The sequence below is a fragment of the Enterobacter cloacae complex sp. IR5412 genome (assembly GCF_049237385.1).
In the GTDB taxonomy this organism is placed as follows: Bacteria; Pseudomonadota; Gammaproteobacteria; order Enterobacterales; family Enterobacteriaceae; genus Enterobacter; species Enterobacter intestinihominis.
The window spans coordinates 30880-55812 of sequence record NZ_JBMKHQ010000002.1 but is presented as its reverse complement, the minus strand read 5'-3'; the positions used below and the strand labels follow the sequence as shown (position 1 = coordinate 55812).

Genomic DNA, 24933 nt, shown 5'->3' with positions numbered 1-24933 from the left:
GAACATTACCAACATTCGTTAATGTCTGGATTTGACTGTGCTGACAATCAGTGGATTCGTGATAAACCCATGCGGACACTTACGCGCGTTGCAATGCACCGCGTAGGTACATATCTCCTCTTCCTGGTTTCGATTGTATGGGCAGGCCATCTTGTTTTTAATTTCACTCCATAACATCTCGTTGTAAGGGGAGATGTTGTATATCGATATTGGCTTGAAAACGCCATTAATGAAGACGCCATTCTTTGTCGGATATATCCTATCGCCGGGGTACAAATAGACATCGCTTTCATACCAAATGATGAGTTTCAAGAACTTGAGTCCCAAGATGCTTGAATAAACGATTCCCGTGTTAGGACAAATTACCGAGCTAATGACTCTCCATGACATTGCTATACCTCGTTCATTAAATAATTGAGAGAGTATAAGGTTTAGCATGAGAATTAGATTTCTGCAAACGCGTAAGCTATTGAAAAAGATCGATATTATTTATATGCTAACTATATCCCCTTTGTTTTCATAAGGATAAGATAATAATTTAGTCAATTGTAAAGTTCATTTTTAACACAATGTGCATTTAAGTGACGGATTTTTGATCGATAATGGTTCCTGAACTGCTGAATATATATTGTACTATAGCAATGAAATACATTAGAGCTACTTTTGTTTACGCGAAAAATGCACATCGAAATTGAACAGGTAAGAGGAATGTGATCAAGGGATATTTCATGACTAACGATGCATATAATCGAAAACTTACGACGTATACCGATAACAATCCTTATGCATCGCAAGTTATTTTTCGAAATTTACTGTGTAGTTTTTTTTCAGGTTTCCCATGCGTGCGGGGCAAACAGGTAGCCCTTATTACGTACGGTTTTAATGCGGTAGGGCTCGGTGGCGCTGTCCTGCAGTTTTTTTCGCAGGCGAGAAATCGCCACATCAACGCTACGATCCATTCCGTCGTAACTTACGCCGCGCAGATTTTTCAGCAATGCATCCCGGTCCATAATTTGCCCGGCATGAGTTGCCAGCTCCCACAGCAGGTCAAAATCTGCGGTTGAGAGCGCAATCAGCTCCCCGGAAAGCATAACCTGTCGGTTGGCCGGGTCGATAGAAAGCGTGCCGAACCGCATCGCCTTATGCGGCGTTAAAGAGGGCGCAGGCGCTTCACGCTCAGCGCTGGCACGCTGACGCAGATGAAGGCGCAAACGGGCAAGCAGGACCGCCGGCGGCGTGGTTTTCAGGATGTAGTCATTCGCGCCCATCTCAAGGGACAGAATATGATTCATATCGCTGTCGAGAGAGGTCAGCAGCACGATCGGGCCGTCCCATTTCGCGCGCAGATCCCGGCAAAGCGTCATGCCATCTTTTCCGGGCAGCATAATGTCCAGCAACACCAGGTCCGGATTTTCGCGGGTGACGACGTCTTCAGCGCGATCGCCACGAGGTTCGACAACCACTTCAATATCATGTTTACCCAGATAAGCGGCGATCAATTGACCCACTTCGGGTTCATCTTCAACATAAACAATCTTATTCATACTACGTCTGTCATCGCGAAAAACGTCAACATACACCGCACAACCTTAACCTTCCATTAATCTTTCATAATTAGCCGGAGTTCCGTTATCCTGCACGGGAATGTTATTTGATTGTTAAGGGAAAAGAATGGGGCTGTTGATCAAAGCCGCGCTGGGTGCGCTGGTCGTGCTGCTGATTGGGGTGCTGGCTAAAACGAAGAACTACTACATTGCCGGGCTTATCCCGCTGTTTCCCACCTTTGCGTTAATCGCGCACTATATTGTGGCCTCTGAGCGGGGTATAGAGGCGCTGCGTGCCACCATTGTATTCGGGATGTGGTCAATCATCCCGTATTTCATCTATCTGCTGTCGCTGTGGTACTTCACCGGTTTTCTGCGTCTGCCCCTGGCGCTGGGCGGGGCGGTGGTCTGCTGGAGCCTCAGCGCCTGGGTGCTCATCTTCTTCTGGAGCCGCTTTCACTAGCGCAGCGGGCGGCCACCGTCCACGGCAAACGTCCTTCCCGTAACGTAACAGCTGGTCAGCAGATAATCGATCAGGTCGATCACCTCTTTCTCGCCGGGCGCAATTTTCATCAACGATTTGTTAAGCGCCTGCTGACGATACTCGGCATCATCGCCCTCGTTAAATAAAATCATCGCCGGGGCAATCGCGTTGACTTTTACCTCGGGGGCCAGCTTGCGCGCGAACGAGCGAGTCATATTATCCAGCGCGGCTTTGCTGGCCGCGTAGGCAATGTGTTTATCGCTGCCTCGCTCCACCACGTAATCGGTGAAATGGATAATGTCGCCTGCGGCATGGCCGTGTCCGCGTAGCAGATCCTGTAGGGCATGGTTGAGCAGATAAGGCGCATTAACGTGGATCTGCATCATGCAGGCGAGCGTTTCGCTGAGCGAATGTCCTGCTTTTTCAGGAAGCCAGGTACTGGCGTTGTGAATAACCGCCCGCAGCCCGGGGGTGGTCGATTTCACTTTTTCCGCGAAAGCAAGAATACCTTCATCCGTGGAGAAATCCGCCTGAATGCAGACGGCTCCGGCATGTCGTAGCCCTTCAATGGAGGGATATTCCGTGCGGTAACTGACGATAACCGGATGGCGAAGATTGAGAAAGTGATGGGCGAGGGCGAGGCCGATGCGACGGCCTGCGCCAGTGATCAATATTGGGCGTTGCTGCGTGTGTCCCATCGTAATCTCCTTTTCAGTTCAACAATGGGACAGGCGGCGCTATCCCATTAACATCCACGTTGCCGGTACGGCAGCGACTAACAGCAAACCTATCAACGCCATTTCGCGGCGCTTAAGGGCATTATCAAGCTGATGCGTACGGCGAGCGTAGATAAATACCAGCAGGCCTGGCGCGTAGAGCACCACGGACAGCAGCAGATGCATCGGGCCGGAAGCATACAATAACCATAGACCGTAAATACAGGCACCTACGCCTACCGCATAGTGTGCCGGGCGGGTCGCAATTTTTAACAGATATGCGCCCACTAAGAAATAGGGTACCAGAATCATCTCGGAGGCGATGGTCAGCAGCGTGTTATAGTCCGAACCTGTGAGCCAGATCAGCACCAGACAGACCTGCACGCTGATGTTGGTGAGCCACAGAGAAGCCGATGGCGCACTGTTTTTATTCTGACGGGCAAACAGGCGCGGGAACGCTTTGTGCGTGGCGGCCAGGAACGGAACTTCCGCCGCCATAATGGTCCAGCTCAGGTACGCGCCGCAGACGGAGACAATCAAACCTGCCGCGATAACCACATCACCCCAGGGACCGAGCATTTTCACCATCAGCCCGGCCATGGACGGATTACGCATCTCCGCCAGTTCAGGGCGGGCCACCACACCGAGCGACAGCAGCGTCACCAGCAGATAAACGCCCAGCGCCGCCAGGACGGCCAGCAGTGTGGCGCGTCCCACGTCGCGTTTGTTACGCGCGCGGGCAGAGACCACGACGGCACCTTCAACACCGATGAACACCCACAGGGTAATCAGCATGGTATTTTTCACCTGCTCCCAGACGGGAACGCCCAACGCAATACCGCTGAAATCGAGCGTAAAGACATCGAGACGGAAGGCGAGGAAGGCCAGCACGACGAACAGGCCAAGCGGCACCAGCTTGGCCAGCGTCGCCACCAGGTTAATGCTGGCCGCGGTCTGAACACCGCGCAAAATCAACCAGTGAACAATCCACAGCAGCACCGAGGCGCCGACGATGGACTGCCAGGTATTGCCGTCACCAAACAGGCGCAGTTCGGGCGTATCGGTAAAGAAACTGAGCGCCGAGAAGACGATAACCAGATAGGAGACGTTGGCGATCACCGCGCACAGCCAGTAGCCCCAGGCGGAGCAGAAGCCAATCAGCTCGCCAAAACCTTCACGGGCGTAAGTGAATATTCCGCCGTCCAGATCCGGTCGGATACGCGTCAGCAGCAGCATGGCGAACGCCAGCAACAAAATCCCGACGCCGGTGATGCCCCAGCCAATCAATAATGCGGCCGGGCTGGCGACGGCCGCCATGTTCTGCGGCAAACTGAATACGCCCGCGCCCAGCATTGAGCTCAATACAAGTGCAGTTAACGCACTCAGGCCAAGTTTCTTTTCCATTGGCTTCCTGTTATGAAAAGTCCAAATCCAGAATAATTATTTCGCTAAGGCGCATAAAAATGGTGGATCACGCTAAGGCGCGGGATTTTACGGAGTGTGACGGATGCATGCAATGACATGGGGCAGAAATCAGAAAAAAAGTAACAAAAAAGGCGGCACTGCGCCGCCTTTATGAAACCGTTTTGTTACTTGTACAGATCGGCACTGATGGTCAGGTTGTTGCCACGTTCCTGCCACTGGCGGGTGATGTGGTAATACTTCGCGCCTTTCTTCGCAGCACGCTTCGCCACTTGATAGGAGATTTCTGTCATGTTGCCATAGTTGCCCGTAAACTTGATGCTGTCGAACGGCACCATCTGCGCGGCAGTGGCTTTGTTCAGCTCTTCAATTTTCGTGCCGTCTGGTAACGTAACGGTATAACGACCGCCTTTGGTGGATTGGGTTTCAAAGAAACGACCCACTTCTGCGCTTGGTGCCGCAGACGTTGCTACGCCCGGAATTTCAACTTTCTTCGCTTCTTCACCGCCTTTTGCTAACGCAGCACGACCGGCTTCTGAATCCGCTGGAATCGCATCCGGGCTTTGCACTACGCGTTTTTTCGCATCTTGCTTATAGATGAAGGCGGTAATGCGCTGGTTTCCGCCCTGGTTGGCATCAACCTGACGCACGATATAAAACGCGTAAGCGCCTTTTTCTCTCGCGGCTTTGGTGATGGCATCGTTAACTTCAGGCTGGCTGCGGTAGAAGCCCTGAACGGTCACGGTGTCATACGGTTCCAGCTGAACAGCCTGATCTTTCGGCAGTTCAACAATGCCGTTAATCACGCGGTTTTTCTGTTCATCTGCCTTTGGGGCATTCTCTTTGTACAGCGCAACAGTCACGCGCTGGTTACCGCTGTTGCCCTGATCGGACTGGTCAACAACGTAAAACGAGGCAGCGCCGTTTTTATCGGCGGCTTTTGATGCGGCGGCGACGGCATCGCCAATGGAATTATACCGACCCACAATGACCGTATGGTCAAAAGGTTTTAACGCTGCCGCTTGCTCCGGCGTCAACTCTGTCGCAGCATTCGCTGACAGGGCGGTCGCGGAAAGAAGTGCGGACGCCAGGAGTGTGTTCTTAAGCTTCATAAAAATAATCCTTCGCCTTGCGCAAACCATGTACTGGTGTTGTTGTTAATTTGAGACGGTCCCGATTATGGCATTTAACACCCGTCGCTGTCTGCGGCATTTTTCACAGCCTGTGCTCAGCAAAGGACCTGATTCGATAACATTTTGTGATATGTGGAAAAAACAGGCGTTTCACAAGAAAAACTGATTAAGCATATGACTTTTACAAGTTAATTTAATGTTAATGAGTTGTTCTTTTATGGCGCTATATCATGTTTTTACCGCTTCGCTTGCGCGATTTATCGGTCCTGAAGGCGAATTTAAGGTAAATATCTCTGTCAGTGACCCCGATCGCTTATTTTTCACAGATAAAATAAGAAATAGTGTTTTCTGGCGGTAGATCACGGGCGCTATTTTCAGTAGGTTATAGAAAGTTTGTTACTGTTTTATTTTCCGGGGTTAATCATTCTCCGTCGTTATCGCGATGGTGAAAATTGATACGAACCGCGGGCAATTATCGACAAACCATCATCACAAACCGATGGAAGGGAAAACTATGCGTATTGGGGTACCAAAAGAACGGTTAGCCAATGAAACCCGCGTAGCGGCAACACCAAAAACGGTGGAGCAACTGCTTAAACTGGGTTTTACCGTCGCGATTGAAAGCGGCGCGGGCAAACTGGCGAGTTTCGATGACGAGGCCTTTACTCAGGCTGGCGCGGACGTAGTGGACGGTGCTGAGGTCTGGCAATCACCCATTATTCTGAAGGTAAACGCACCGGAAGAGAGTGAAATTGAACTGCTGAACGCGGGCACGACGCTTGTGAGCTTTGTCTGGCCAGCCCAAAACCCGGAGCTGATGGAGAAGCTGGCGGCACGCGGTGTCACCGTGATGGCGATGGATTCCGTGCCGCGTATTTCGCGCGCGCAGTCTCTGGATGCGCTGAGTTCTATGGCAAACATTGCCGGCTATCGCGCCATTGTCGAAGCTGCGCATGAGTTTGGTCGCTTCTTTACCGGTCAAATTACGGCCGCAGGCAAAGTACCACCCGCGAAGGTGATGGTAATTGGTGCCGGTGTGGCAGGTCTTGCCGCTATTGGGGCCGCAAACAGCCTGGGCGCTATTGTTCGTGCGTTTGATACCCGGCCGGAAGTGAAGGAGCAGGTGCAGAGTATGGGCGCCGAATTCCTTGAGCTGGACTTCAAGGAAGAAGCGGGCAGCGGTGATGGTTACGCGAAGGTCATGTCTGAAGCCTTTATTAAGGCGGAAATGGCGCTCTTTGCGGCGCAGGCAAAAGAGGTGGACATCATTGTCACCACCGCGCTTATTCCGGGTAAACCGGCACCGAAGCTGATCACCCGTGAGATGGTGGATTCCATGCAGCCGGGCAGCGTGATTGTCGATCTGGCGGCGCAAAACGGCGGTAACTGTGAGTATACCGTGCCAAATCAGGTCACGACGACCGCGAACGGCGTGAAGGTGATCGGTTATACCGACCTGCCAGGACGTCTGCCAACCCAGTCCTCTCAGCTGTACGGCACGAACCTCGTTAATCTGCTGAAGCTGCTCTGCAAAGAGAAAGACGGCAACATCACCGTTGATTTTGATGATGTGGTGGTGCGCGGCGTGACCGTGGTGCGTGAAGGGGAAATCACCTGGCCTGCACCGCCGATACAGGTTTCCGCTCAGCCTCAGGCTGCGCCGAAAGCGGCGCCTGAGCCTGCAGAACCAGCGAAACCTGCGTCGCCGTGGCGCAAATACGCCATCATGGCGCTGGTCATTATCCTGTTTGGCTGGCTGGCGGACGTCGCGCCAAAAGAGTTCCTTGGCCACTTCACCGTCTTCGCGCTCTCCTGCGTGGTGGGTTACTACGTCGTGTGGAACGTTTCCCATGCGCTGCATACCCCGCTGATGTCGGTTACCAATGCCATCTCCGGGATTATCGTGGTTGGGGCATTGTTGCAAATTGGTCATGGCGGCTGGATCAGCTTCCTGAGCTTCATTGCAGTGCTGATCGCCAGTATCAATATTTTCGGTGGTTTCACCGTGACTCAGCGCATGCTGAAAATGTTTCGTAAAGGCTAAGGGGTAGCATATGTCTGGAGGATTAGTTACAGCCGCATACATTGTTGCTGCAATCCTGTTTATTTTCAGTCTGGCGGGGCTTTCCAAACACGAAACGTCTCAGCAGGGAAATAACTTTGGTATCGCCGGGATGGCGATTGCGCTGATTGCCACCATCTTTGGGCCGGACACCGGCAACGTGGCGTGGATCCTGGTGGCGATGATCATCGGTGGTGCGATTGGTATTCGTCTGGCGAAACGCGTTGAAATGACCGAGATGCCGGAGCTGGTTGCTATTCTGCACAGCTTCGTGGGTCTGGCCGCGGTGCTGGTGGGCTTCAACAGCTATCTGTACCACGAACCGGGTCTGGAACCGATTCTGGTGAACATCCACCTGACCGAAGTGTTCCTCGGCATCTTCATTGGTGCGGTGACCTTCACCGGCTCAATTGTGGCGTTCGGCAAACTGCGCGGGAAGATCTCTTCCAAACCGCTGATGCTGCCTAACCGCCATAAGCTGAATCTGGCGGCGCTGGTCGTTTCCTTTGTGCTGCTGGTAGTCTTCGTGCGTACCGAAAGCGTAGGCTTGCAGGTGCTGGCGTTACTGGTGATGACCATCATCGCGCTAGCCTTCGGCTGGCATCTGGTGGCGTCTATCGGCGGGGCAGATATGCCGGTAGTCGTCTCCATGCTGAACTCCTACTCCGGTTGGGCAGCGGCAGCAGCAGGCTTTATGCTGAGCAACGACCTGCTGATTGTCACCGGTGCGCTGGTCGGTTCTTCCGGTGCGATCCTGTCTTACATCATGTGTAAGGCGATGAACCGCTCGTTTATCAGCGTCATCGCGGGTGGCTTCGGTTCTGACGGTTCATCAACCGGTTCTGATGAGGAAGTGGGTGAACACCGTGAAATCAGTGCGGAAGACACCGCAGAGATGCTGAAAAACTCGCATTCCGTTATCATCACCCCGGGCTATGGCATGGCGGTGGCGCAGGCGCAGTATCCGGTGGCGGAAATCACCGAGAAACTGCGCGCGCGCGGTATCAAGGTTCGCTTTGGTATTCACCCGGTGGCGGGGCGTCTGCCAGGCCACATGAACGTGCTGCTGGCGGAAGCGAAGGTGCCTTACGACATCGTGCTGGAAATGGACGAGATCAACGATGATTTCGCCGACACCGACACCGTGCTGGTGATTGGCGCCAACGACACCGTTAACCCGGCGGCGCAGGACGATCCGCGCAGCCCGATTGCGGGTATGCCTGTTCTCGAAGTGTGGAAGGCGCAGAACGTCATTGTCTTCAAACGCTCTATGAACACCGGCTATGCTGGCGTGCAGAACCCGCTGTTCTTTAAAGATAACACCCACATGCTGTTTGGCGACGCCAAGGCCAGCGTGGATGCGATTCTGAAATCTCTTTAATTCCGCTTCATCCTGTCAAACCGCCCCTGGGGGCGGTTTTCTTATTTCTGCGGTCAGCCATTCTCCTCTGTCTATACTTTACCCTTTGTGTAATACGAGGAGGTGTAATGCAATTTCTGTCCCGCTTTGACATCATCGCGCTGATGATGACGCCATCATTCTGGATTGGCGTCGCCACGGTAGTCTTTGTAACTCTGCTGGTGTACTGGCTGCTGACGCGCCTGATCGCCTTTGTTAAGAAAGGGATCACCACCTGGGGCGACAAGCATCCCACCACCAACCGGATGCGTTTTATCCTGACGGATATGCTTAACCGCACCAGCCGCTTCCTGCTTTTTGTCGTGGCGCTGCTGTTCAGCCTGCGTTTCGTCGACTTACCGGATCATCTCTTTGGTACCGTGAGCCACGCCTGGTTCCTGGTCTTCGCTATCCAGGTGGCGCTGTGGATGGATCAGGGGGTGGTGTCGTGGCTTCGTCACGTCATGCTGGCGCCGGGAAGCCATAAAAACCCGGTGACGCTGGTGATCACGGGGCTTATCCTCCGTGCCATTGTCTGGTCAGTGATGCTGCTGTCTATCCTTGCTAACGCGGGCGTCAACATCACTGCTCTGGTTGCCAGCCTTGGGGTAGGGGGTATTGCTATCGCCCTCGCGGTGCAAACGATCCTGAGCGACGTGTTTGCATCGCTCTCCATCGGTTTTGATAAGCCGTTCGAAATCGGCGATTTTGTGGTGTTTAACGATGTCGCCGGGACGGTAGAGCACATCGGCCTGAAAACCACCCGTATCCGTAGCCTGAGCGGGGAGCAGATTGTCTGCGGGAACGCCATCCTGCTGCAACAGACGCTGCATAACTACAAGCGGATGCAAACGCGCCGGATCGTCTTTACCTTCGGGGTCGCCAGCGACACGGCGCCGGAAAAACTGCGTTCAGTGGGTGATATGGTCAAACAGATCATTACCGACGTCGGGGAAACGAAGTTTGACCGCGCCCATTTCCTGGGCTTCGATCGCGATCGCCTGACCTTCGAGGTGGTCCATATCGTTAATACGGCGGATTACAACAAGTACATGGATATTCAGCAGGAGATCAATATTCGTATTCTGGAGGGGCTGAACCAGCAGGAGATCAAGCTGGCGCTGCCGAGCATGGTTCTGCACGCGCCCTGGATGAATGCTGGCGACGAGGCACCGGCGCAACGGTTGAGCGAAGCGCAATAAAAAAAGCCCGCCGTTACCGGCGGGCTTTCATTTTGGGGTCAATCGTCTTCCTCATCGTCCAGTTCAACCGGCGTCTGATACTGATCCGGCTTGATAACCAGAAGGTCGCAGCGAAGATGGTCGATCACCTGCTCGGCGGTATTACCCAGGAACGCGGCAGAAATACCGGTCCGGCCAATGGTGCCCAGCACCACAATCCCGGCCTGCAAATGCTCCGCCAGATCCGGAATAACCTCTTCCGGTAACCCTTTTTCTACGTGGGTCATGTTCTCATCGATACTGAATTTCTGGCGCAGCGCTTTCATGGCCAGCAGATGCTGACCGCGAATCGCATCGTTATACACGCTCGGGTCAAATTCAGGCAGCTCGATGGCGATATTGATTGGCGTAACCGGATAGGCTCCCACCAGATGGACTTCGGTATGGTTTACCTGGTCGGCAAGCTGAAGGGTCTCCTTCACCAGCTTCTCGTTCAGCGAATTGTGATAATCCTCTTCGCTGGCCAGATTGACCGCCACGACGGCTTTCCCGCCCTCAGGCCACGGCTGATCTTTCACCATCCATACCGGACAAGGGCATTTGCGCAGCAGGTGCCAGTCGGTCGGGGTGAAAATCACGGATTCCAGTTTGTCATGCTGGTGCGCCATTTTCAGCAGCAGGTCATGCCCACCGGCCACCACTTCCTGAATAATGGCTTCGAAAGGACGGTTGTGCCAGACCACCTTGATATCGATAGGTACGCCCGCTTCCAGATAATACTTCGCCTGCTCGCGGATCCACGCGGTACGCTGGCTGATCACTCCCTGACGCATAGCGGTGCGCTCGTCAGGCGACAGAAGGGTGGTCATCTCGTATGAGAAGTCATAAATCGGCAAAAAGGCTTTAATTTTGCCACCAATCCGTTGATGTAAATACACAGCACGTCGTAATGCTGGCTGATCGTCCTGATTCGGATCGATAGCCACCAGCATATTTTGATACTTTGCCATACAGGTCTCCTTACTACTGTCACCACAGTCTGTAAGTAAAAGAGTAACCTATATATCTTGAATGAAACAGGGGGGAAGTTTTTGCCAGATCAATAATCATGAAAATTTATCGACCTGGCATAAGATATCCGGGAGAGTTATGCCACGTTACGTGAGTGACCCGCCAGAATGGCCAGCGCTTCACCGTTTTCAATGGTGATGTACTTACCTTTAACCGCCAGCATTCCGCTCTTCTGGAAACGACCCAGCAGACGGCTGATGGTTTCCACGGTCAGGCCCAGATAGTTACCAATATCGCCACGCGTCATGGTCAGACGGAATTCGCGTGGGGAGAAGCCACGTTCCGCGAAACGGCGGGAGAGGTTATAGATAAAGGCGGCCAGACGCTCTTCGGCATTCTTTTTGGAAAGCAGCAGGATCATATCCTGGTCGCCTTTGATCTCACCGCTCATCAGACGCATCATCTGCTGACGCAGGTTCGGCATCTTACCGGACAGATCGTCCAGCGTTTCAAACGGGATTTCACAAACCATAGAGGTTTCCAGCGCCTGAGCAAAGCTCGGGTGATGGCCACTGCCGATGGCGTCAAAGCCGACTAAATCGCCCGCCAGATGGAAGCCAGTGATCTGCTCGTCGCCCTGTTCGGTAATGGTGTAGCTTTTGATGGTGCCAGAACGGATAGCATAGAGCGATTTCAGTTCGTCTCCCGCTTTAAACAGCGTCTGCCCTTTCTGAATAGGCTTTTTGCGCTCGATGATATTGTCAAGCTGATCGAGTTCATGCTCATTCAGAGTAAACGGGATACAGAGCTGGCTGATGCTGCAATCCTGGCAATGGATAGCACAACCGCCAGACTGAATGCGTCGTATAATTCGCTTTTCCGGGATCATAGGTTTGCTCAAGCCTTAATTGATATTGGTCAATTTTAACATCTTTTTGGTAAGGACGTAAGTCTGGCAAACCCCCAATAAAGACAAGAGACGGCAGCGAGCTGCCATCTCCTTGAAATTCCACAGAATGATTAAGGATTATTAGCCTAACAGGAAGAAAATTAAGCACAAAAAGCCTGGGGATTACAGCAGAAAATACCCTTCGTGACGCAGCAGCCACTCTTTACGCTGTACGCCCCCGGCATAGCCGGTGAGGGTGCCGTTGCGCCCGATCACGCGATGGCAAGGCACCACAATGCTGACGGGATTTGAGCCATTCGCCGCACCGACTGCGCGCGCCGCGCCGGTACGGCCAAGCTGCTCTGCCAGCTGACCGTAGGGCATCACCTGCCCGTAGGGAATGTTACGTAGCGCCTGCCACACCTCGCGCTGAAAAGGGGTACCCGCCGTGGCGGTTGGCAGGGTATTAATAATGCTGAGATCGCCCTCGAAGTAGGCCGCCAGTTTATCGCTCAGCCCGCCAGGATTACGGGCAGTAATACGCTCGTAACCCTCGGCGCGATAATGGATGTTGAGCAGCTCAACCATCCGGTCGCTGTGCTCTTCCCACTCAACAGCGCGCAGATTGAACGCTTCATCCGCGATAACCCACAGCGGCCCCAGCGGCGTCGCAATCTTATCTTCGAGTAATCTCAGCATCAGTACTCCTTAGTTCAGCCTCGGGTAAACACCCGGTCCAATCGGCAGGCCGACAAGATACCACGCCACCAGCATCACCAGCCATACCCCTAAGAAGATAAGCGGATAGGGCAGAACCAGCGAATAGTAGGTACCCAGCTTAGCCTCCGGTCTGTAGCGTTGCAGGAAGCCTAAAAACAGCGGAACGAAGGGTGACACGGGCGCCAGCGGGATCACCGAAGAATCGGCGACACGGAACAGGATCTGGGCGAATGCCGGATGAAAGCCGAGCATCATAAACATGGGGACAAAAATGGGGGCCAGAATCGACCAGATGGCCGACCCGCTGGCAATAAACATGCACAGCAGGGACGACAGCAGCGCCAGGCCGACAAACGCCGGAACCCCGCTCAACCCCGCCGCCTCCAGCGCGTCCGTCAGGCTCACGGCCATAAACTTGCCCATGTTGCTCCAGTTAAACATGGCCACAAACTGCGCCAGCGGGAACACCATCACGATAAAACCCGCCATCTCCTTCATCGGCTCGATCATCAGGTGCGGCAGATCTCCCTGACGGCGGATTTTACCGGTAGCGATGCCGTAGGCGAGCGAAACGACGAAGAAGAAGAGAATTATCAGCGGCACAATACCCTGAATAAACGGCGAGGGAAGTACGGTGTGTTTGATCGGATCGCGCAACACGCCATTCTCCGGCACCACCATCAGCGCCACAGCCGCAATGAACGCCAGCGAGACGATCCCGGCGACGCGCAGGCCGAACTGCTGCTCTTTGCTCAGCGTCTCCAGCTTTTCATCGCTCCGGCCTTCCCATTTACCCAGGCGCGGCTCAACGATCTTATCGGTAATCAGCCCCCCGACAATCGTCAGGACAATCACCGAACTGGCCATAAAGTACCAGTTGTCGATCACGCTGACGTGCATGGCCGCATCGATGGTGCTGGCAGCCTCCGTGCTGATGCCGGAGAGCAGCACATCGGTGGTCACGATAAGCAGGTTAGCGGTAAACCCACAGCCGACGCCTGCGATCGCCGACAGCAGGCCCGCAACAGGATGACGGCCAACGGCGAGGAAAATCAGCGCCCCCATCGGCGGCATGATCACCAGCGCCGCGTCGGACGAGATATGGCTGAAGAAGGCAATAAACAGCACCATATAGCTGGCATAACGCGCGCTGACGTGCGAGGCCATTTTCACCATCAGCGCGGGCAGCAGACCCACGCGTTCGGCCAGACCCGCGCCTAACACCAGCGCCAGGATGGCGCCCAGCGGCGCAAAACCGCTGAAGTTTTTAATCACGTTCGGCAAAAACCAGTGCAACCCCTCCACGCTGAGCAGATTTTTTACGGCCACCATGCTGCCGTCGGCCGGGCTGCGCACGCTCACATCAAAGGCGGACAGCACGGCTGTCGCGACCATCAGGATGACAATTAAATAGATAAAAAGCAGGAAAGGGTGCGGCACTTTATTGCCGATCCTTTCAACCCAGCCATAGAGCTTACCGGATGGGGAATGCGAAGGTATGGAAGACATACTCATGGGCGTTCCTCGGGACTGTTGTTGTGTTGTGTTGTGTTGTGTTTTTTTATTTTAAAGGTGACGGTGTCACGTCCTGCGGGATCGGACACTCGTACGGTTTTTCTGTTATGTGTTGTTCGAATTCTTCCCGACATTTTCGCAGCAGGTCGGCATCCTGAAGCAGATGCAGCGCGGTCGCGCCCATCACTTTTCCAGCCAGCAGCATGCCTTTATGGGCAATAGAGGTACGCCCCTGCGCCACCAATTGCCAGGTATGCAGCGGGGTGCCGACGGTAAAACAGGGGCTAAAGCACTGTGCGACAGGCATCTTCCAGCTGACATCCCCCACGTCGGTGGAGCCTGCCAGCACGTTATCGGTGATGGCGTAAGGGGCAACTTCATCCACCAGTAGCGTTTCGTGATGGCGTCGGGCAAAGGCTTTTCCCTCTTCGGCTCCCGTTGCGGCAATGTTTTTCAGGCTGTTTTGCAGGTCGTTTGCCGTGAGCGTGGCGCGGATTTCACGGGCAAATTCGCGTTCTTCTTCCGTCCAGTCCGGCGTGCCGTAATGCTGCAATGCGCGGTACATGGCCGCTTCGAGCGTACGGTTCGGCAGATAGCTGGAGCAGGCTTTATCAAAGCGACACTCGACAGTGGTTTCGGTCATCATCGCCGCGCCCTTGGCGATTTTCTCGATGCGCGCGTAGATCTGCTGCGCATCGGCCATCTCCGGAGCGCGGATCAGGTACAGCACTTCTGCCTGAGCCTGCACCACGTTAGGCGAAATTCCGCCGGTATCGGTGATGGCGTAATGAACGCGCGCTTTTTCAATGATGTGTTCGTTGAGGAAGTTTGTGCCGGTGGTCATCAACGTCACGGCATCCAGCGCGCTACGTCCCAGATGTGGGGAGTTTGCGGCGTGGGCGGCGATCCCCTTAAACCGCCAGGCGGCCTGAATATTGGCCAGCGTGCTGACGTTAAACATCCCGGCAAAGGCTTCCGGATGCCAGGTCACGGCAGCGTCCACGTCGTCAAATAATCCTTCACGCACCATAAAGGTTTTACCAGAGCCGCCTTCCTCGCCGGGGCAGCCGTAAAATCGTACCGTTCCGCTGCCGCCGTGCTGTTCCAGCCAGCTTTTCACCGCCACCGCACCGGCAAAGGCAGCAGTACCCAACAGGTTATGCCCGCAGCCATGGCCGTTAGCCCCCGGGGTGGCGGATTGCGCCGTCGCGCAGTGCGCCTGCTGGCTCAACCCGGCCAGGGCGTCGTATTCGCCCAGAAGGGCGATAACGGGCTTGCCGCTGCCGTAGCTGGCAATAAAGGCGTTGGGAATGCCTCCGGCTTCCCGCATCAGGGTAAAGCCCTCGGCTTCCAGCGCGCTGGCAAGCCGTTCGGCGGACCAGAACTCTTCAAAGCGCGTTTCGGGATGATCCCAGATGTCGTCGGCAATATCGGTAAACGTCTGACATCGCGTGTCGATGGCATCAGCGATAAAAGCGTAGTTCTCCTGCATTACACACCTCGCGTCCACGGGAAATTAAGCGCAGTTCGCGCCAGTGTTTCGATGGCAACGCTCATCACCTGCTCATCAAAATCGAATTTTTCGTTGTGATGTCCGGCGCTCAGTTCGGTGCCGAAGACCATATACGAGGCCATGCCGCCGTTCTGCTGCACGCGGGCCATCATTAGCGTGGCATCTTCGGAGCCCGCAGGCGCTTTGACCTTATTAATGGCATGAGTCACGCCGGGCACCTGGCTTGCCTGTTCGCGCAGATAATCGACCCAGGCCGGGGAGGGGGCACTGGAGGTCGCCGCCCCCATCAGGTTTATCCCGGCTGTTACGCCGTAGAGCGCTGCCGCGCCGGTAATCACCGCCTGCGCGCGATCGAAGACATACTGATTAATGGCCTCGCTTTCACCGCGGGTTTCAACCTTAAGCAACGCATCAGCCGGAACCACGTTGCGTCCGCTGCCCGCCTGCATGACTCCGACGTTAACCCGGGACGCGCCTTCGCTGTGGGGCGCGATGCCATGCAGCGCGATAGCGGCCTGGGCCGCCGCGAGCAGGGCGTTACGGCCCTCTTCCGGTTTACCGCCAGCGTGTGCGGCAACGCCGGTAAAGCGCACGTCAAATTTAGTGGTCGCCATGAAGTTATCGCTGCCGCAGATCACCGTCCCTTCCGGAACGCCGGTTCCAATATGAATGGCGGTAAAGTAGTCCACGTCGTCCAGCGCCCCTGCAGCGACCATAGCGCGGGCGCCGCGCGTACCCTCTTCGGCAGGCTGGAAGATCAGTTTGATGGTGCCGTTGAGCTGGGCTTCATGCTGCTTAAGCACCTGCGCCAGCCCCAGACCAATGGTGGTGTGGCCGTCGTGCGCGCAGGCGTGCATCATGCCCGGGTTGCAGGAGGCAAAACCGTCGCGGTACGGCCGGTGGCTGTCGTCATGCGCTTCGCTCAGATCAAGCGCATCCATGTCCACGCGAAAGGCCAGCGTCGGGCCGGGGCGACCAGTATTCAGGGTCGCGACAATGCCGGTGAACCCGCCTTCGAACGGCGCGAGCCATTTTTCCGGTGCGCCTTGCGCGCGGGCGCGGGCAAATTCCCGCGCCAGGGTTGCGTCATCGGGCAACCCCATCCGGCTTTCGGCATCCACGACATCGCGACCCATCGCCAGCTCGTAACCCAGCGAGTCCAGGATCTCCGAGACTTTCGCGGCAGTGCGAAACTCCACCCAGCCGGATTCCGCGAAATGGTGAAAATCGCGACGCCATGCGCTCAGTTGGGGGGCTAATGTGTGGATGTACTGCGCCAGTGCGTTCATATCTTTTCCTGTCATCATTAAAATATGTGAACTGCTTCACGCTGTGATAGTTTTTACTTATCACTAAGCGATTTTTCACAGTTTTAACCGTTCAGGAATTACCCTCGCACATCCAATTCCATTAAAGTAGATGACAGTTTCTTTACTCTGATAAACAACGGTTATCGGTCGGGTTATGTCATTTCAGATTAAATTTCATCAAATTCGGGCTTTTGTTGAAGTGGCGCGTCAGGGCAGTATTCGCGGAGCCAGCCGGGTGCTGAATCTTTCGCAGCCCGCGCTGACTAAATCCATTAAAGAGCTGGAAGAGGGCATGGCGGCACAGCTGTTTGTGCGCCGGAGTAAAGGTGTCGCCCTGACCGAATGCGGGGAAGGGTTTTATCACCGCGCTAATTTGATTCTGGAAGAGCTTCGCGCAGCGCAGGATGATATCCGTCAGCGTCAGGGGGAGCTGACCGGGCAGATCAATATTGGGATGGGTGCCAGCGTGGCGCGCAGCCTGATGCCCGCGGTTATCTCCCGTTTTCATGCGCAGCATCCTCAGATCAAGGTGCGGATTATGGAAGGTCAGCTGGTATCAATGATCAATGAATTACGCCAGGGTGAGCTGGACTTTACCATCAACACCTATTATCAGGGGCCTTACGATCACGAATTTACGTTTGAAAAACTCTTTGAGAAACCTTTTGCGGTATTTTGTCGGGAAGGACATCCGGCGTTGGGGGCTACCTCTATTAATGAACTTCTTCATTATAACTGGACAATGCCAACGCCGCGGGGAAGTTATTATAAGCAGCTTGAGGATATATTTCATCATCGCTCGCAGATACCGCGTATTGGCGTCGTTTGCGAAACCTTTTCGTCCTGTATTAGCCTTGTCGCACAAAGTGACTTCCTGAGCGTGCTGCCGCAGGAGCTGGGCTGCGACCCGCTGCTGGCGCACCGGCTGGTCATGCTGCCGGTTGTGGAAACACTTCCCAGAGCGGCCTATTATTTAATTCAGCGCCGTGATGCACGCCAGACGCCCCTGGCTGAATCATTAATTACACAATTCAGAAGGGAAGCGAGAAAAATAGTTTTATCGTGAAATTGCCAAAGAAAAAATAGAGCCTGTCCGACATCAGACAGACCCTACAGTACACACAGCAGTGCGTCCTTTCGCAAATCCTGGGTATTATATCCATGAGGCAGGTATATTTAGGTATAACATCTTTCCTGAAAAAAGAAAGGCGGCACGTCATTGGTTTTACAAAATTTCAACGCAAATCACTTATTTTAACTCTGCTGTAGTTTTAGTTAAGTAATATTTAAATAACTTTAATGGTAGCTATATATATTCATCAGATTAATATTTATCTTGCCCCTTGCGGTAAGGGTTATTGAGGCCCCTGCCCGGTGCAGGTATAGTACAAGCCCCGATGTGCCCGGAGGATTTCCATGAACCCTGACGACAAATCACTTTTTCTTGACGCCATGGAGGATGTCCAGCCCCTGAAACGCTGCACCGATATCCACTGGCAGCAAAGCCGTAATACCCGGGTTCGCCAGGAGATCGATACCGAGCAGCTCGACAACTTTCTCACACTGGGTTTCCTGGAACTCTTGCCGCTTGAAGAGCCGCTGATGTTCCAGCGCGAGGGCGTTCAGCAGGGCGTTATTGACAAGCTGCGCTCGGGTAAATACGCCCGACAGGCCAGCTTAAATCTGTTGCGTCAGCCCGCCGAACGCTGCCGCCAGATGCTGTACGCCTTCATTCGCCAGGCCAGCCGCGACGGTTTACGTAACCTGATTATCATTCACGGGAAGGGCCGCGAGCAGAATTCGCACCCGAACGTGGTGCGCAGTTATCTTGCCCGCTGGTTAACTGAGTTCGAGGACGTGCAGGCTTTCTGCGTGGCGCTGCCGCATCACGGCGGCAGCGGGGCATGTTATGTTTCACTCCGAAAATCCGATGAGGCGAAACAGGAGAACTGGGAACGTCACGCCAAGCGCAGCCGTTAACGGTAAGGCCTAGAACGTCCCCCAGTTTGTGTCACCTGAGGCACTGACCGTGGCGGGACGCAACAGTTGCGGTGCTTTTGTATTTTTTGGCCGCGGAGCGGTGTTTTCCTGCATGTTCAGCCGGAATGCCGCCACGGCCTGGCGCAGCTGTTCAGACTGATCTTCCAGCGCCGCCGCCGCCGTTGCCGACTCCTGTACCAGCGCGGCGTTTTGCTGCGTTACGCTGTCCATCTGCGAGACCGCCAGGCTGACCTGTTCAATACCGCGGCTTTGCTCGTCAGACGCCGACGAGATTTCAGCCATAATGTCGGTTACGCGTGTCACGGCCGCGACGATCTCTTTCATGGTCGCACCCGCCTCGCTCACCTGTTCCGAGCCGGTATTCACCCGGCTGACGGAGTTTTCAATAAGCCCTTTGATCTCTTTTGCCGCCTGCGCGCTGCGGCTGGCCAGCGTCCGTACTTCGCCTGCCACCACCGCAAAGCCGCGGCCTTGTTCGCCGGCACGGGCGGCTTCAACCGCCGCGTTGAGCGCCAGAATGTTGGTCTGGAAGGCAATGCTATCGATAACGCCGGTGATATGCGCAATTTGCTGAGAACTGTCGGCAATGTCATTCATGGTACGCACTACATTATTCACCACCTGGCCGCCGCGTGCGGCGGTTTCAGACGCATTCTTTGCCAGCAGCGTCGCCTGACGAGCGTTATCCGAGTTCTGTTTTACCGTGGCCGTCAGCTCTTCCATGCTGGCGGCGGTCTCTTCCAGCGAGGCTGCCTGCTGCTCGGTTCGGGCCGAAAGGTCGTTACTCCCGGCGGCAATTTCTCCTGCGCCCGTGTAGATAGAATCTGTGCTGCCGCGCACGGCGCTGACGGTGCTGACCAGCGACTGTTGCATCTCATGCAGACCGGCGGCCAGCTGGCCCATTTCGTTGCGCCCGGTAATCGCGACGTTTTGCGTCAGATCGCCGCTCGCGATGGTGCGAATATGGTTCATGATGGCGTTGAGCGGTCTCAGGAGCAGGTGCTGTAAACCCTGCCAGATCACCACCAGCACGGCGATAACGGTCAGGAAGATCGCCGCCAGCGTCCACTGCATCTGGGTAAAGCTGTTCTGGTTCTCTTCGGCGGCGGCTTTCAGCAGCACGTTGTTTTCCGCGCGCCAGCGGGTATAGACCGCCTCCATCTCATCCTGCGCCTGCTGGGCGTCCAGGTCGCCATAGGCCTGATAGTTATCGGCGCGCAAGTACGCAATGGACAAGCGCATTACCTCGTGCATGTTCTTCCAGGCTTTCTGCATCTCTTCGGTGAGTGCGGCATTTTGCCCCTTCACCTGCGGAATCGCCTGCCAGTTTTTGTAATAGTCTTCGGCTTTGGCCAGCGAACCGTTCGCGGTGCCCAGCAGCGTATTGATTGCCGCGAGAGAGGCCGGGTCACGCTGGTTTTTCAGGTAGCGGATCGCCACGCGGGTGACGGTAACGCGCGTTTTCACCAGGGTGTTCACACTGTCGCTCAGGCTCTCCTGCTGGGCATTAAGCAACCCGGTGTTCTGAAAGTTGTGACGATCGTTGTTAACGGCAGAGTAGAACAACCCTCCCGTGACAACTTGCAGCAGACAGAATATGGTGAGGGCAAAGATAATACCGGTAATCACGTGCAGATTTTTCAGCATGGCGGTCATCCGTAATAGAAGAGGCAGGGTTACATCAATACTATCGTCGTAGCGAATTTAAACTTTAATTTTACTATTGCTTAACTAATGGTTTCGTTGCGGAACCTGTTGTAAACCCGGATAATTTTTATGAGGAAGGTCAGCATGAGCAGCATAGATAAATGCGGAACATTCACGCTCGGAACGCGTACGGTTAAACGGTTTGGCTATGGCGCGATGCAGCTTGCCGGACCTGGCGTTTTTGGTCCGCCAAAAGACAAAAATGCGGCGCTGGCGGTGTTGCGTGAAGCGGTAGAGTCGGGGGTAAATCACATTGATACCAGCGATTTTTACGGCCCCCATGTGACCAACCAGCTTATTTGCGAGGCGCTTCATCCGTACCGGGACGACCTTACGATTGTGACTAAGATCGGAGCCCGACGCGGCGAGGACGCCTCCTGGCTGCCGGCGTTTTCCGCCCAGGAGCTGACGCAGGCGGTGCATGACAACCTGCGCAACCTGAAGCGAGATGTGCTGGACGTGGTTAACCTGCGGATCATGTTTAGCGCCCACGGACCAGCGGAAGGCTCGATTGCCGCGCCGCTAAGCACCCTCGCGGAGCTGCAACAACAGGGGCTGGTTCGCCATATTGGGCTGAGCAACGTCACTGCTTCGCAGGTGGCTGAAGCGCAGAAGACGGTTTCCGTGGTATGCGTACAGAACATGTACAACGTGGTGAATCGCGGTGACGATGCGCTGGTAGATTCGCTGGCGCAGCAGGGGATTGCCTGGGTGCCGTTCTTCCCACTGGGTGGTTTCACGCCATTGCAATCTTCCGGGCTACAGGCGGTGGCGGATTCACTGGATGCGACGCCTATGCAGGTGGCGCTGGCATGGCTGCTGCAACGCTCGCCAAATATCCTCTTGATCCCGGGTACTTCTTCGGTGGCGCATCTGCGTGAAAACCTGGCGGCAGCCGATCTGGTATTGCCGCCTGAGGCGCTGGAGACGTTAAATACGCTGGTGGAGTAATCCAGACAGCAGCAAAAGCCCGGGGGATTGTTCGGGCTTTTGGTGTTTATGACACAATCTGATTCCTTTGGCGGTGAAGTGCTAACGCTTCCGCCACGATTTCCTGCTTACTTTTCCGTGTTTCATACGCAGTAATGCGGATGTACTCCATCAGCGCTGGATCGATGCGCGCACTTAACATCCTGAGATCGGCCTCCTTTGCTACACCGCGAGCAACACGCTTGTCGGGATAATCACGGGCTGGCATAGAAAACGTCCTCCAAAAATTGTCTTGTTAATTTGTGCTGTAAAATATGCGCTAGTCTTAGTGTAAAGTCAACGTGTAGTGAAAGCACAGTGAATTATTGTTTGGCTTTTCTGCGATTCAAGACTTCATTAAGTGATTTGATAGTGTTTGTATTGTCACGCTGTGAGTCCGCTTTGATGCGGAAAGTCACATTTTCAGTGCTGATAATGACGGAATGTTCAACGCACCAGACGCTCTAAAATTATTGATAATTTCTTCCTGAAACTGAACTCAGGTTTATCCCTGTGCTTATTCATGGTTATTGCTTAATTAAAACTTCTGTTTGAAGGCTCAGCTGTAAAAATCTGACGCTATAAGACCGGCCTTGGGGGAATCCTGATATTAATCCTTTAAGCAACTTTCGGCTGGTCATATATTCCAGCATCGGTGACGTAGTTAGCGATATTCGCTATTTTAACCCTGTTAAAACCATGCAATTGCGCTGGTTTTCATTTCTTCCGACATAATAGATTTTGTCTACGTTCTCTTTTTAATTTATGCTTCGCATACGAACAATTAGCGTTGTGCAGGGTTTTAACATCGTGGCAGTTAATAAAACCCTGCTTTATATAAAGTAATCAGGAGATTCATTTTTATGTCAGACAATAATCCCCGCCCATTGGGCTGGTTAGGCCCGTGGTGCCTGCTGGTGGGTGTGGTACTTCTTGTGACGGGGCTGTTTTTTGCCATCGGCGGTTTTAAACTGGTTTCCCTTGGGGGGAGTTGGTACTTTCTCATTGCCGGGGTTTTCACGCTGCTCTCTGCAATTCAGTTTTTCCGCCGCAAATCCTCTGCCGTAGGGCTGTTTGCTCTGGTGTTTCTTGGCACCCTGATTTGGGCATTTTTCGATGCCGGACTCGACTTCTGGCCCCTGGTTTCCCGATTAATGGTACCCGCCGGGCTGATGGTGCTGGCAGCAGCCACCTGGCCTGCATTGCGTAAGCGTGAAGGAAAACCGTCCTCCACGAAAGGGGCGATGGCGGTCTGCGCGGTCCTTATTATCGGCATGGGCGTCACCTTTGTTCAGATGTTTCAACCCCATCCGACCGTGCCGTTTAGCGGCGAAAAGCGCCCGCTGGTGCCGGTAAAAGAAGAGGCGAAACAGCAGAACTGGGATCACTACGGTAATACGGCTGGCGGTAGTCGCTTTGTGGCGCTGGACCAGATAACCCGTGACAACGTGAAAAACCTGAAACCGGTCTGGACCTACCATACCGGTGATATTCCGCAAAGTCCGGATGGCAATGGCGCAGAAGATCAGCAAACGCCGCTACAGGTAGGCGATCGTGTCTTCCTCTGTACGCCGCATAACAACGTGATCGCCGTGGATGCCGATAGCGGGAAAGAGATCTGGAAAGCGGAAATCAACGCTAAGTCTGCCATCTGGATGCGCTGCCGTGGCCTGGCGTACTTTGATGCCACCAAACCGCTGGCACAGCCAACGGTAGCCGGCTCCACACCGGTTCTGCCAGCGCAGGTCGCACCGGGCGCGGCATGCCAGCGCCGTATCCTGATGAATACCATTGACGGTAAGCTGATCGCGTTAGACGCCGATAACGGCAAATTCTGCCCGGACTTCGGTACTGACGGCAGCGTTAACCTGCATGAAGGAATGGGCGACGCGTCAGATCCCACCTACGTGCTGACGTCGGCCCCGACGCTGGCGGGTACCACGGTCGTGGTTGGCGGCCGCGTTGCGGATAACGTCAGCACCGATATGCCGGGCGGCGTAATACGTGGTTATGACGTGATCACCGGCCAGCTGCGCTGGGCGTTCGATCCGCGTAATCCGGATCCAAACTATGTTCTGAAGCCCGGCGAACACTACAAACGCAGCTCCGCAAACTCCTGGGCCCCTATGTCCTGGGATGCGTCGATGAATACCGTGTTTATCCCGATGGGAAGTTCCTCTGTCGACCTGTGGGGCGCTGACCGTATTCCGGAAGATCACAAATACGCCACCTCAATTCTCGCGCTGGATGCGACTACCGGGAAAGAGAAGTGGGTATACCAGACCGTGCATAACGACCTCTGGGATTTCGATATCCCGATGCAGCCGAGCCTGGTTGATTTCCCAACGAAAGAGGGCAACAAGCCCGCGGTGGTGGTTGGCACTAAAGCGGGGCAAATTTACGTTCTCGATCGCCTGACGGGTAAACCGCTCACTGAAGTGAAAGAGGTTCCGGTAAAACCAGCGGATATTCCACGTGAACAGTACCCGGCAACGCAGCCTCGCTCTGTGGGGATGCCGCAGATTGGCGCAGAAACCCTGAAAGAATCGGATATGTGGGGGGCGACGCCGTTTGACCAGCTGGCCTGTCGTATCAGCTTCAAATCAATGCGTTATGACGGTCTGTACACGATGCCGGGAACCGATATTTCCCTGAGCTTCCCGGGCTCGCTGGGGGGAATGAACTGGGGCAGTTTGTCCACCGATCCGAACAACCAGTATATCTTCGTCAATGACATGCGTCTGGGCCTGTGGGTTCAGCTGATTAAGCAAGATCCGCAGAGCGCGGTGGCAAACACGGGCGGTGAAGCCGTGAACGCCGGGATGGGCGCCGTTCCGATGAAAGGAACGCCGTATTCGGTCAACAAAAACCGTTTCATGTCACCGCTGGGCATTCCGTGCCAGAAACCACCGTTTGGCTCTCTCTCCGCCATTAACCTGAAAACGCAGAAAATCGTCTGGCAGGTGCCGGTCGGTACCGTACAGGATACCGGTCCGTTTGGGGTAAAAATGCGTATGCCAATGCCTGTCGGTATGCCGACGCTGGGCGGTACGCTGGCCACGCAGGGCGGTCTGGTCTTCATTGCGGGAACCCAGGATTACTACCTGCGCGCCTTTGATTCCTCTACGGGGGAAGAAGTGTGGAAAGCGCGTCTTCCGGTGGGTAGCCAGGGCGGACCTATCAGCTATGTATCACCGAAAACCGGCAAACAGTACATTCTGATCTCTGCTGGCGGTGCACGCCAGTCGCCGGATCGTGGTGACTACGTGATTGCCTACGCGCTGGATAAATAACAGCGAAATAAGCAACCTGGCCCCGTCGTAGTACGGGGCTTTTTTTTGACTAAAAACCACGGAT

Annotated in this window: 21 protein-coding genes; 8 read left to right on the top strand and 13 right to left on the bottom strand. The window is 54.5% G+C overall.

Features of this window, described 5'->3' with window-relative positions; translation table 11 throughout:
• Positions 1-18: 18 nt before the first annotated feature.
• Both iraM and rstA read right to left on the bottom strand, forming a co-directional pair.
• On the bottom strand, positions 19-390 hold the full coding sequence (iraM, locus tag ACOTX2_RS03565) for an anti-adapter protein IraM (protein ID WP_023299972.1): 372 nt from the start codon (positions 388-390) through the stop codon (positions 19-21).
• Between the two features lie 437 nt (positions 391-827).
• The gene (gene rstA / locus ACOTX2_RS03560; protein ID WP_063148150.1) at positions 828-1544 is read right to left on the bottom strand and encodes a two-component system response regulator RstA; all 717 of its coding nucleotides are present in this window, start codon (positions 1542-1544) and stop codon (positions 828-830) included.
• A gap of 127 nt (positions 1545-1671) precedes the next feature.
• On the opposite strand from rstA, the gene ACOTX2_RS03555 reads away from it, so the two are divergent.
• Positions 1672-2007 carry a GlpM family protein gene (locus tag ACOTX2_RS03555; RefSeq protein WP_022647934.1) on the top strand — a complete coding sequence of 112 codons (336 nt, stop codon included), beginning with the start codon at positions 1672-1674 and terminating at the stop codon, positions 2005-2007.
• Here ACOTX2_RS03555 and folM read toward each other — a convergent pair.
• The 3 genes from folM to ydgH form a co-directional block, all read right to left on the bottom strand.
• Positions 2004-2726, bottom strand: a complete 723-nt coding sequence (gene folM / locus ACOTX2_RS03550) for a dihydromonapterin reductase (RefSeq protein WP_022647935.1) — start codon at positions 2724-2726, stop codon at positions 2004-2006. The two genes, ACOTX2_RS03555 and folM, sit on opposite strands and share 4 nt — an antisense overlap.
• A 39-nt stretch (positions 2727-2765) precedes the next feature.
• Complete coding sequence (locus ACOTX2_RS03545) at positions 2766-4148, bottom strand: amino acid permease (protein ID WP_023306086.1); 1383 nt, start codon at positions 4146-4148, stop codon at positions 2766-2768.
• A gap of 185 nt (positions 4149-4333) precedes the next feature.
• Complete coding sequence (ydgH, locus tag ACOTX2_RS03540; RefSeq protein WP_022647937.1) at positions 4334-5278, bottom strand: DUF1471 family protein YdgH; 945 nt, start codon at positions 5276-5278, stop codon at positions 4334-4336.
• 535 nt (positions 5279-5813) lie between these two features.
• Between ydgH and pntA the strand changes: the two genes are divergently transcribed.
• From pntA to ACOTX2_RS03525, 3 genes are all read left to right on the top strand, one after another.
• On the top strand, positions 5814-7343 hold the full coding sequence (gene pntA, locus ACOTX2_RS03535) for a Re/Si-specific NAD(P)(+) transhydrogenase subunit alpha (protein WP_017384575.1): 1530 nt from the start codon (positions 5814-5816) through the stop codon (positions 7341-7343).
• Positions 7344-7353: 10 nt separating this feature from the next.
• Positions 7354-8742 carry a Re/Si-specific NAD(P)(+) transhydrogenase subunit beta gene (pntB, locus tag ACOTX2_RS03530; protein WP_022647939.1) on the top strand — a complete coding sequence of 463 codons (1389 nt, stop codon included), beginning with the start codon at positions 7354-7356 and terminating at the stop codon, positions 8740-8742.
• Positions 8743-8849: 107 nt separating this feature from the next.
• Positions 8850-9962: a mechanosensitive ion channel family protein gene (locus ACOTX2_RS03525; protein ID WP_022647940.1), complete on the top strand. Its 1113-nt coding sequence runs from the start codon at positions 8850-8852 to the stop codon at positions 9960-9962.
• A 38-nt stretch (positions 9963-10000) separates the two neighbouring features.
• On the opposite strand, the gene uspE is transcribed toward ACOTX2_RS03525, so the two are convergent.
• The 6 genes from uspE to ACOTX2_RS03495 form a co-directional block, all read right to left on the bottom strand.
• Positions 10001-10951, bottom strand: coding sequence for a universal stress protein UspE (gene uspE / locus ACOTX2_RS03520; RefSeq protein WP_003857535.1), 951 nt, complete (start codon positions 10949-10951; stop codon positions 10001-10003).
• Between the two features lie 137 nt (positions 10952-11088).
• Positions 11089-11841, bottom strand: coding sequence for a fumarate/nitrate reduction transcriptional regulator Fnr (fnr, locus tag ACOTX2_RS03515; RefSeq protein ID WP_000611906.1), 753 nt, complete (start codon positions 11839-11841; stop codon positions 11089-11091).
• A 183-nt stretch (positions 11842-12024) separates the two neighbouring features.
• Positions 12025-12540 carry a methylated-DNA--[protein]-cysteine S-methyltransferase gene (gene ogt, locus ACOTX2_RS03510; RefSeq protein ID WP_100148713.1) on the bottom strand — a complete coding sequence of 172 codons (516 nt, stop codon included), beginning with the start codon at positions 12538-12540 and terminating at the stop codon, positions 12025-12027.
• A 9-nt stretch (positions 12541-12549) separates the two neighbouring features.
• Positions 12550-14076, bottom strand: coding sequence for a p-aminobenzoyl-glutamate transporter (abgT, locus tag ACOTX2_RS03505; RefSeq protein WP_045622841.1), 1527 nt, complete (start codon positions 14074-14076; stop codon positions 12550-12552).
• Between the two features lie 46 nt (positions 14077-14122).
• Complete coding sequence (locus ACOTX2_RS03500) at positions 14123-15568, bottom strand: M20 family metallopeptidase (RefSeq protein WP_063148148.1); 1446 nt, start codon at positions 15566-15568, stop codon at positions 14123-14125.
• Entirely contained in the window at positions 15568-16878 is a 1311-nt protein-coding gene (locus ACOTX2_RS03495) for a M20 family metallo-hydrolase (protein ID WP_063148147.1), read from the bottom strand. The genes ACOTX2_RS03500 and ACOTX2_RS03495 overlap by 1 nt, the downstream gene beginning before the upstream one ends.
• 175 nt (positions 16879-17053) lie before the next feature.
• Between ACOTX2_RS03495 and ACOTX2_RS03490 the strand changes: the two genes are divergently transcribed.
• Complete coding sequence (locus tag ACOTX2_RS03490; protein WP_046620072.1) at positions 17054-17965, top strand: LysR family transcriptional regulator; 912 nt, start codon at positions 17054-17056, stop codon at positions 17963-17965.
• A 350-nt stretch (positions 17966-18315) separates the two neighbouring features.
• Positions 18316-18879 (top strand): DNA endonuclease SmrA, encoded by a 564-nt coding sequence (gene smrA / locus ACOTX2_RS03485; RefSeq protein ID WP_023299979.1) that lies wholly within the window; start codon positions 18316-18318, stop codon positions 18877-18879.
• Positions 18880-18888: 9 nt separating this feature from the next.
• Here smrA and tcp read toward each other — a convergent pair whose 3' ends face one another.
• On the bottom strand, positions 18889-20547 hold the full coding sequence (gene tcp / locus ACOTX2_RS03480; protein ID WP_100148714.1) for a methyl-accepting chemotaxis citrate transducer: 1659 nt from the start codon (positions 20545-20547) through the stop codon (positions 18889-18891).
• Positions 20548-20691: 144 nt separating this feature from the next.
• On the opposite strand from tcp, the gene ACOTX2_RS03475 reads away from it, so the two are divergent.
• The gene (locus ACOTX2_RS03475; protein WP_063148145.1) at positions 20692-21558 is read left to right on the top strand and encodes an aldo/keto reductase family oxidoreductase; all 867 of its coding nucleotides are present in this window, start codon (positions 20692-20694) and stop codon (positions 21556-21558) included.
• A gap of 46 nt (positions 21559-21604) precedes the next feature.
• On the opposite strand, the gene ACOTX2_RS03470 is transcribed toward ACOTX2_RS03475, so the two are convergent.
• On the bottom strand, positions 21605-21805 hold the full coding sequence (locus ACOTX2_RS03470; protein ID WP_023299982.1) for a hypothetical protein: 201 nt from the start codon (positions 21803-21805) through the stop codon (positions 21605-21607).
• A gap of 634 nt (positions 21806-22439) precedes the next feature.
• Here ACOTX2_RS03470 and ACOTX2_RS03465 point away from each other — a divergent pair.
• The gene (locus tag ACOTX2_RS03465; protein ID WP_063148144.1) at positions 22440-24869 is read left to right on the top strand and encodes a glucose/quinate/shikimate family membrane-bound PQQ-dependent dehydrogenase; all 2430 of its coding nucleotides are present in this window, start codon (positions 22440-22442) and stop codon (positions 24867-24869) included.
• The last annotated feature ends 64 nt before the right edge of the window (positions 24870-24933 follow it).

What these genes read in the sequence shown, in the direction of transcription:
- abgT (WP_045622841.1), bottom strand. Translation starts at nt 14,076, where the DNA reads ATGAGTATGTCTTCCATACCTTCGCATTCCCCATCCGGTAAGCTCTAT.
- ACOTX2_RS03495 (WP_063148147.1), bottom strand. Translation starts at nt 16,878, where the DNA reads ATGAACGCACTGGCGCAGTACATCCACACATTAGCCCCCCAACTGAGC.
- folM (WP_022647935.1), bottom strand. Translation starts at nt 2,726, where the DNA reads ATGGGACACACGCAGCAACGCCCAATATTGATCACTGGCGCAGGCCGT.
- rstA (WP_063148150.1), bottom strand. Translation starts at nt 1,544, where the DNA reads ATGAATAAGATTGTTTATGTTGAAGATGAACCCGAAGTGGGTCAATTG.
- uspE (WP_003857535.1), bottom strand. Translation starts at nt 10,951, where the DNA reads ATGGCAAAGTATCAAAATATGCTGGTGGCTATCGATCCGAATCAGGAC.
- ogt (WP_100148713.1), bottom strand. Translation starts at nt 12,540, where the DNA reads ATGCTGAGATTACTCGAAGATAAGATTGCGACGCCGCTGGGGCCGCTG.
- ACOTX2_RS03475 (WP_063148145.1), top strand. Translation starts at nt 20,692, where the DNA reads ATGAGCAGCATAGATAAATGCGGAACATTCACGCTCGGAACGCGTACG.
- ACOTX2_RS03470 (WP_023299982.1), bottom strand. Translation starts at nt 21,805, where the DNA reads ATGCCAGCCCGTGATTATCCCGACAAGCGTGTTGCTCGCGGTGTAGCA.
- fnr (WP_000611906.1), bottom strand. Translation starts at nt 11,841, where the DNA reads ATGATCCCGGAAAAGCGAATTATACGACGCATTCAGTCTGGCGGTTGT.
- ACOTX2_RS03465 (WP_063148144.1), top strand. Translation starts at nt 22,440, where the DNA reads ATGTCAGACAATAATCCCCGCCCATTGGGCTGGTTAGGCCCGTGGTGC.
- smrA (WP_023299979.1), top strand. Translation starts at nt 18,316, where the DNA reads ATGAACCCTGACGACAAATCACTTTTTCTTGACGCCATGGAGGATGTC.
- ACOTX2_RS03555 (WP_022647934.1), top strand. Translation starts at nt 1,672, where the DNA reads ATGGGGCTGTTGATCAAAGCCGCGCTGGGTGCGCTGGTCGTGCTGCTG.
- iraM (WP_023299972.1), bottom strand. Translation starts at nt 390, where the DNA reads ATGTCATGGAGAGTCATTAGCTCGGTAATTTGTCCTAACACGGGAATC.
- pntB (WP_022647939.1), top strand. Translation starts at nt 7,354, where the DNA reads ATGTCTGGAGGATTAGTTACAGCCGCATACATTGTTGCTGCAATCCTG.
- ACOTX2_RS03545 (WP_023306086.1), bottom strand. Translation starts at nt 4,148, where the DNA reads ATGGAAAAGAAACTTGGCCTGAGTGCGTTAACTGCACTTGTATTGAGC.
- tcp (WP_100148714.1), bottom strand. Translation starts at nt 20,547, where the DNA reads ATGCTGAAAAATCTGCACGTGATTACCGGTATTATCTTTGCCCTCACC.
- ACOTX2_RS03525 (WP_022647940.1), top strand. Translation starts at nt 8,850, where the DNA reads ATGCAATTTCTGTCCCGCTTTGACATCATCGCGCTGATGATGACGCCA.
- ydgH (WP_022647937.1), bottom strand. Translation starts at nt 5,278, where the DNA reads ATGAAGCTTAAGAACACACTCCTGGCGTCCGCACTTCTTTCCGCGACC.
- pntA (WP_017384575.1), top strand. Translation starts at nt 5,814, where the DNA reads ATGCGTATTGGGGTACCAAAAGAACGGTTAGCCAATGAAACCCGCGTA.
- ACOTX2_RS03490 (WP_046620072.1), top strand. Translation starts at nt 17,054, where the DNA reads ATGTCATTTCAGATTAAATTTCATCAAATTCGGGCTTTTGTTGAAGTG.
- ACOTX2_RS03500 (WP_063148148.1), bottom strand. Translation starts at nt 15,568, where the DNA reads ATGCAGGAGAACTACGCTTTTATCGCTGATGCCATCGACACGCGATGT.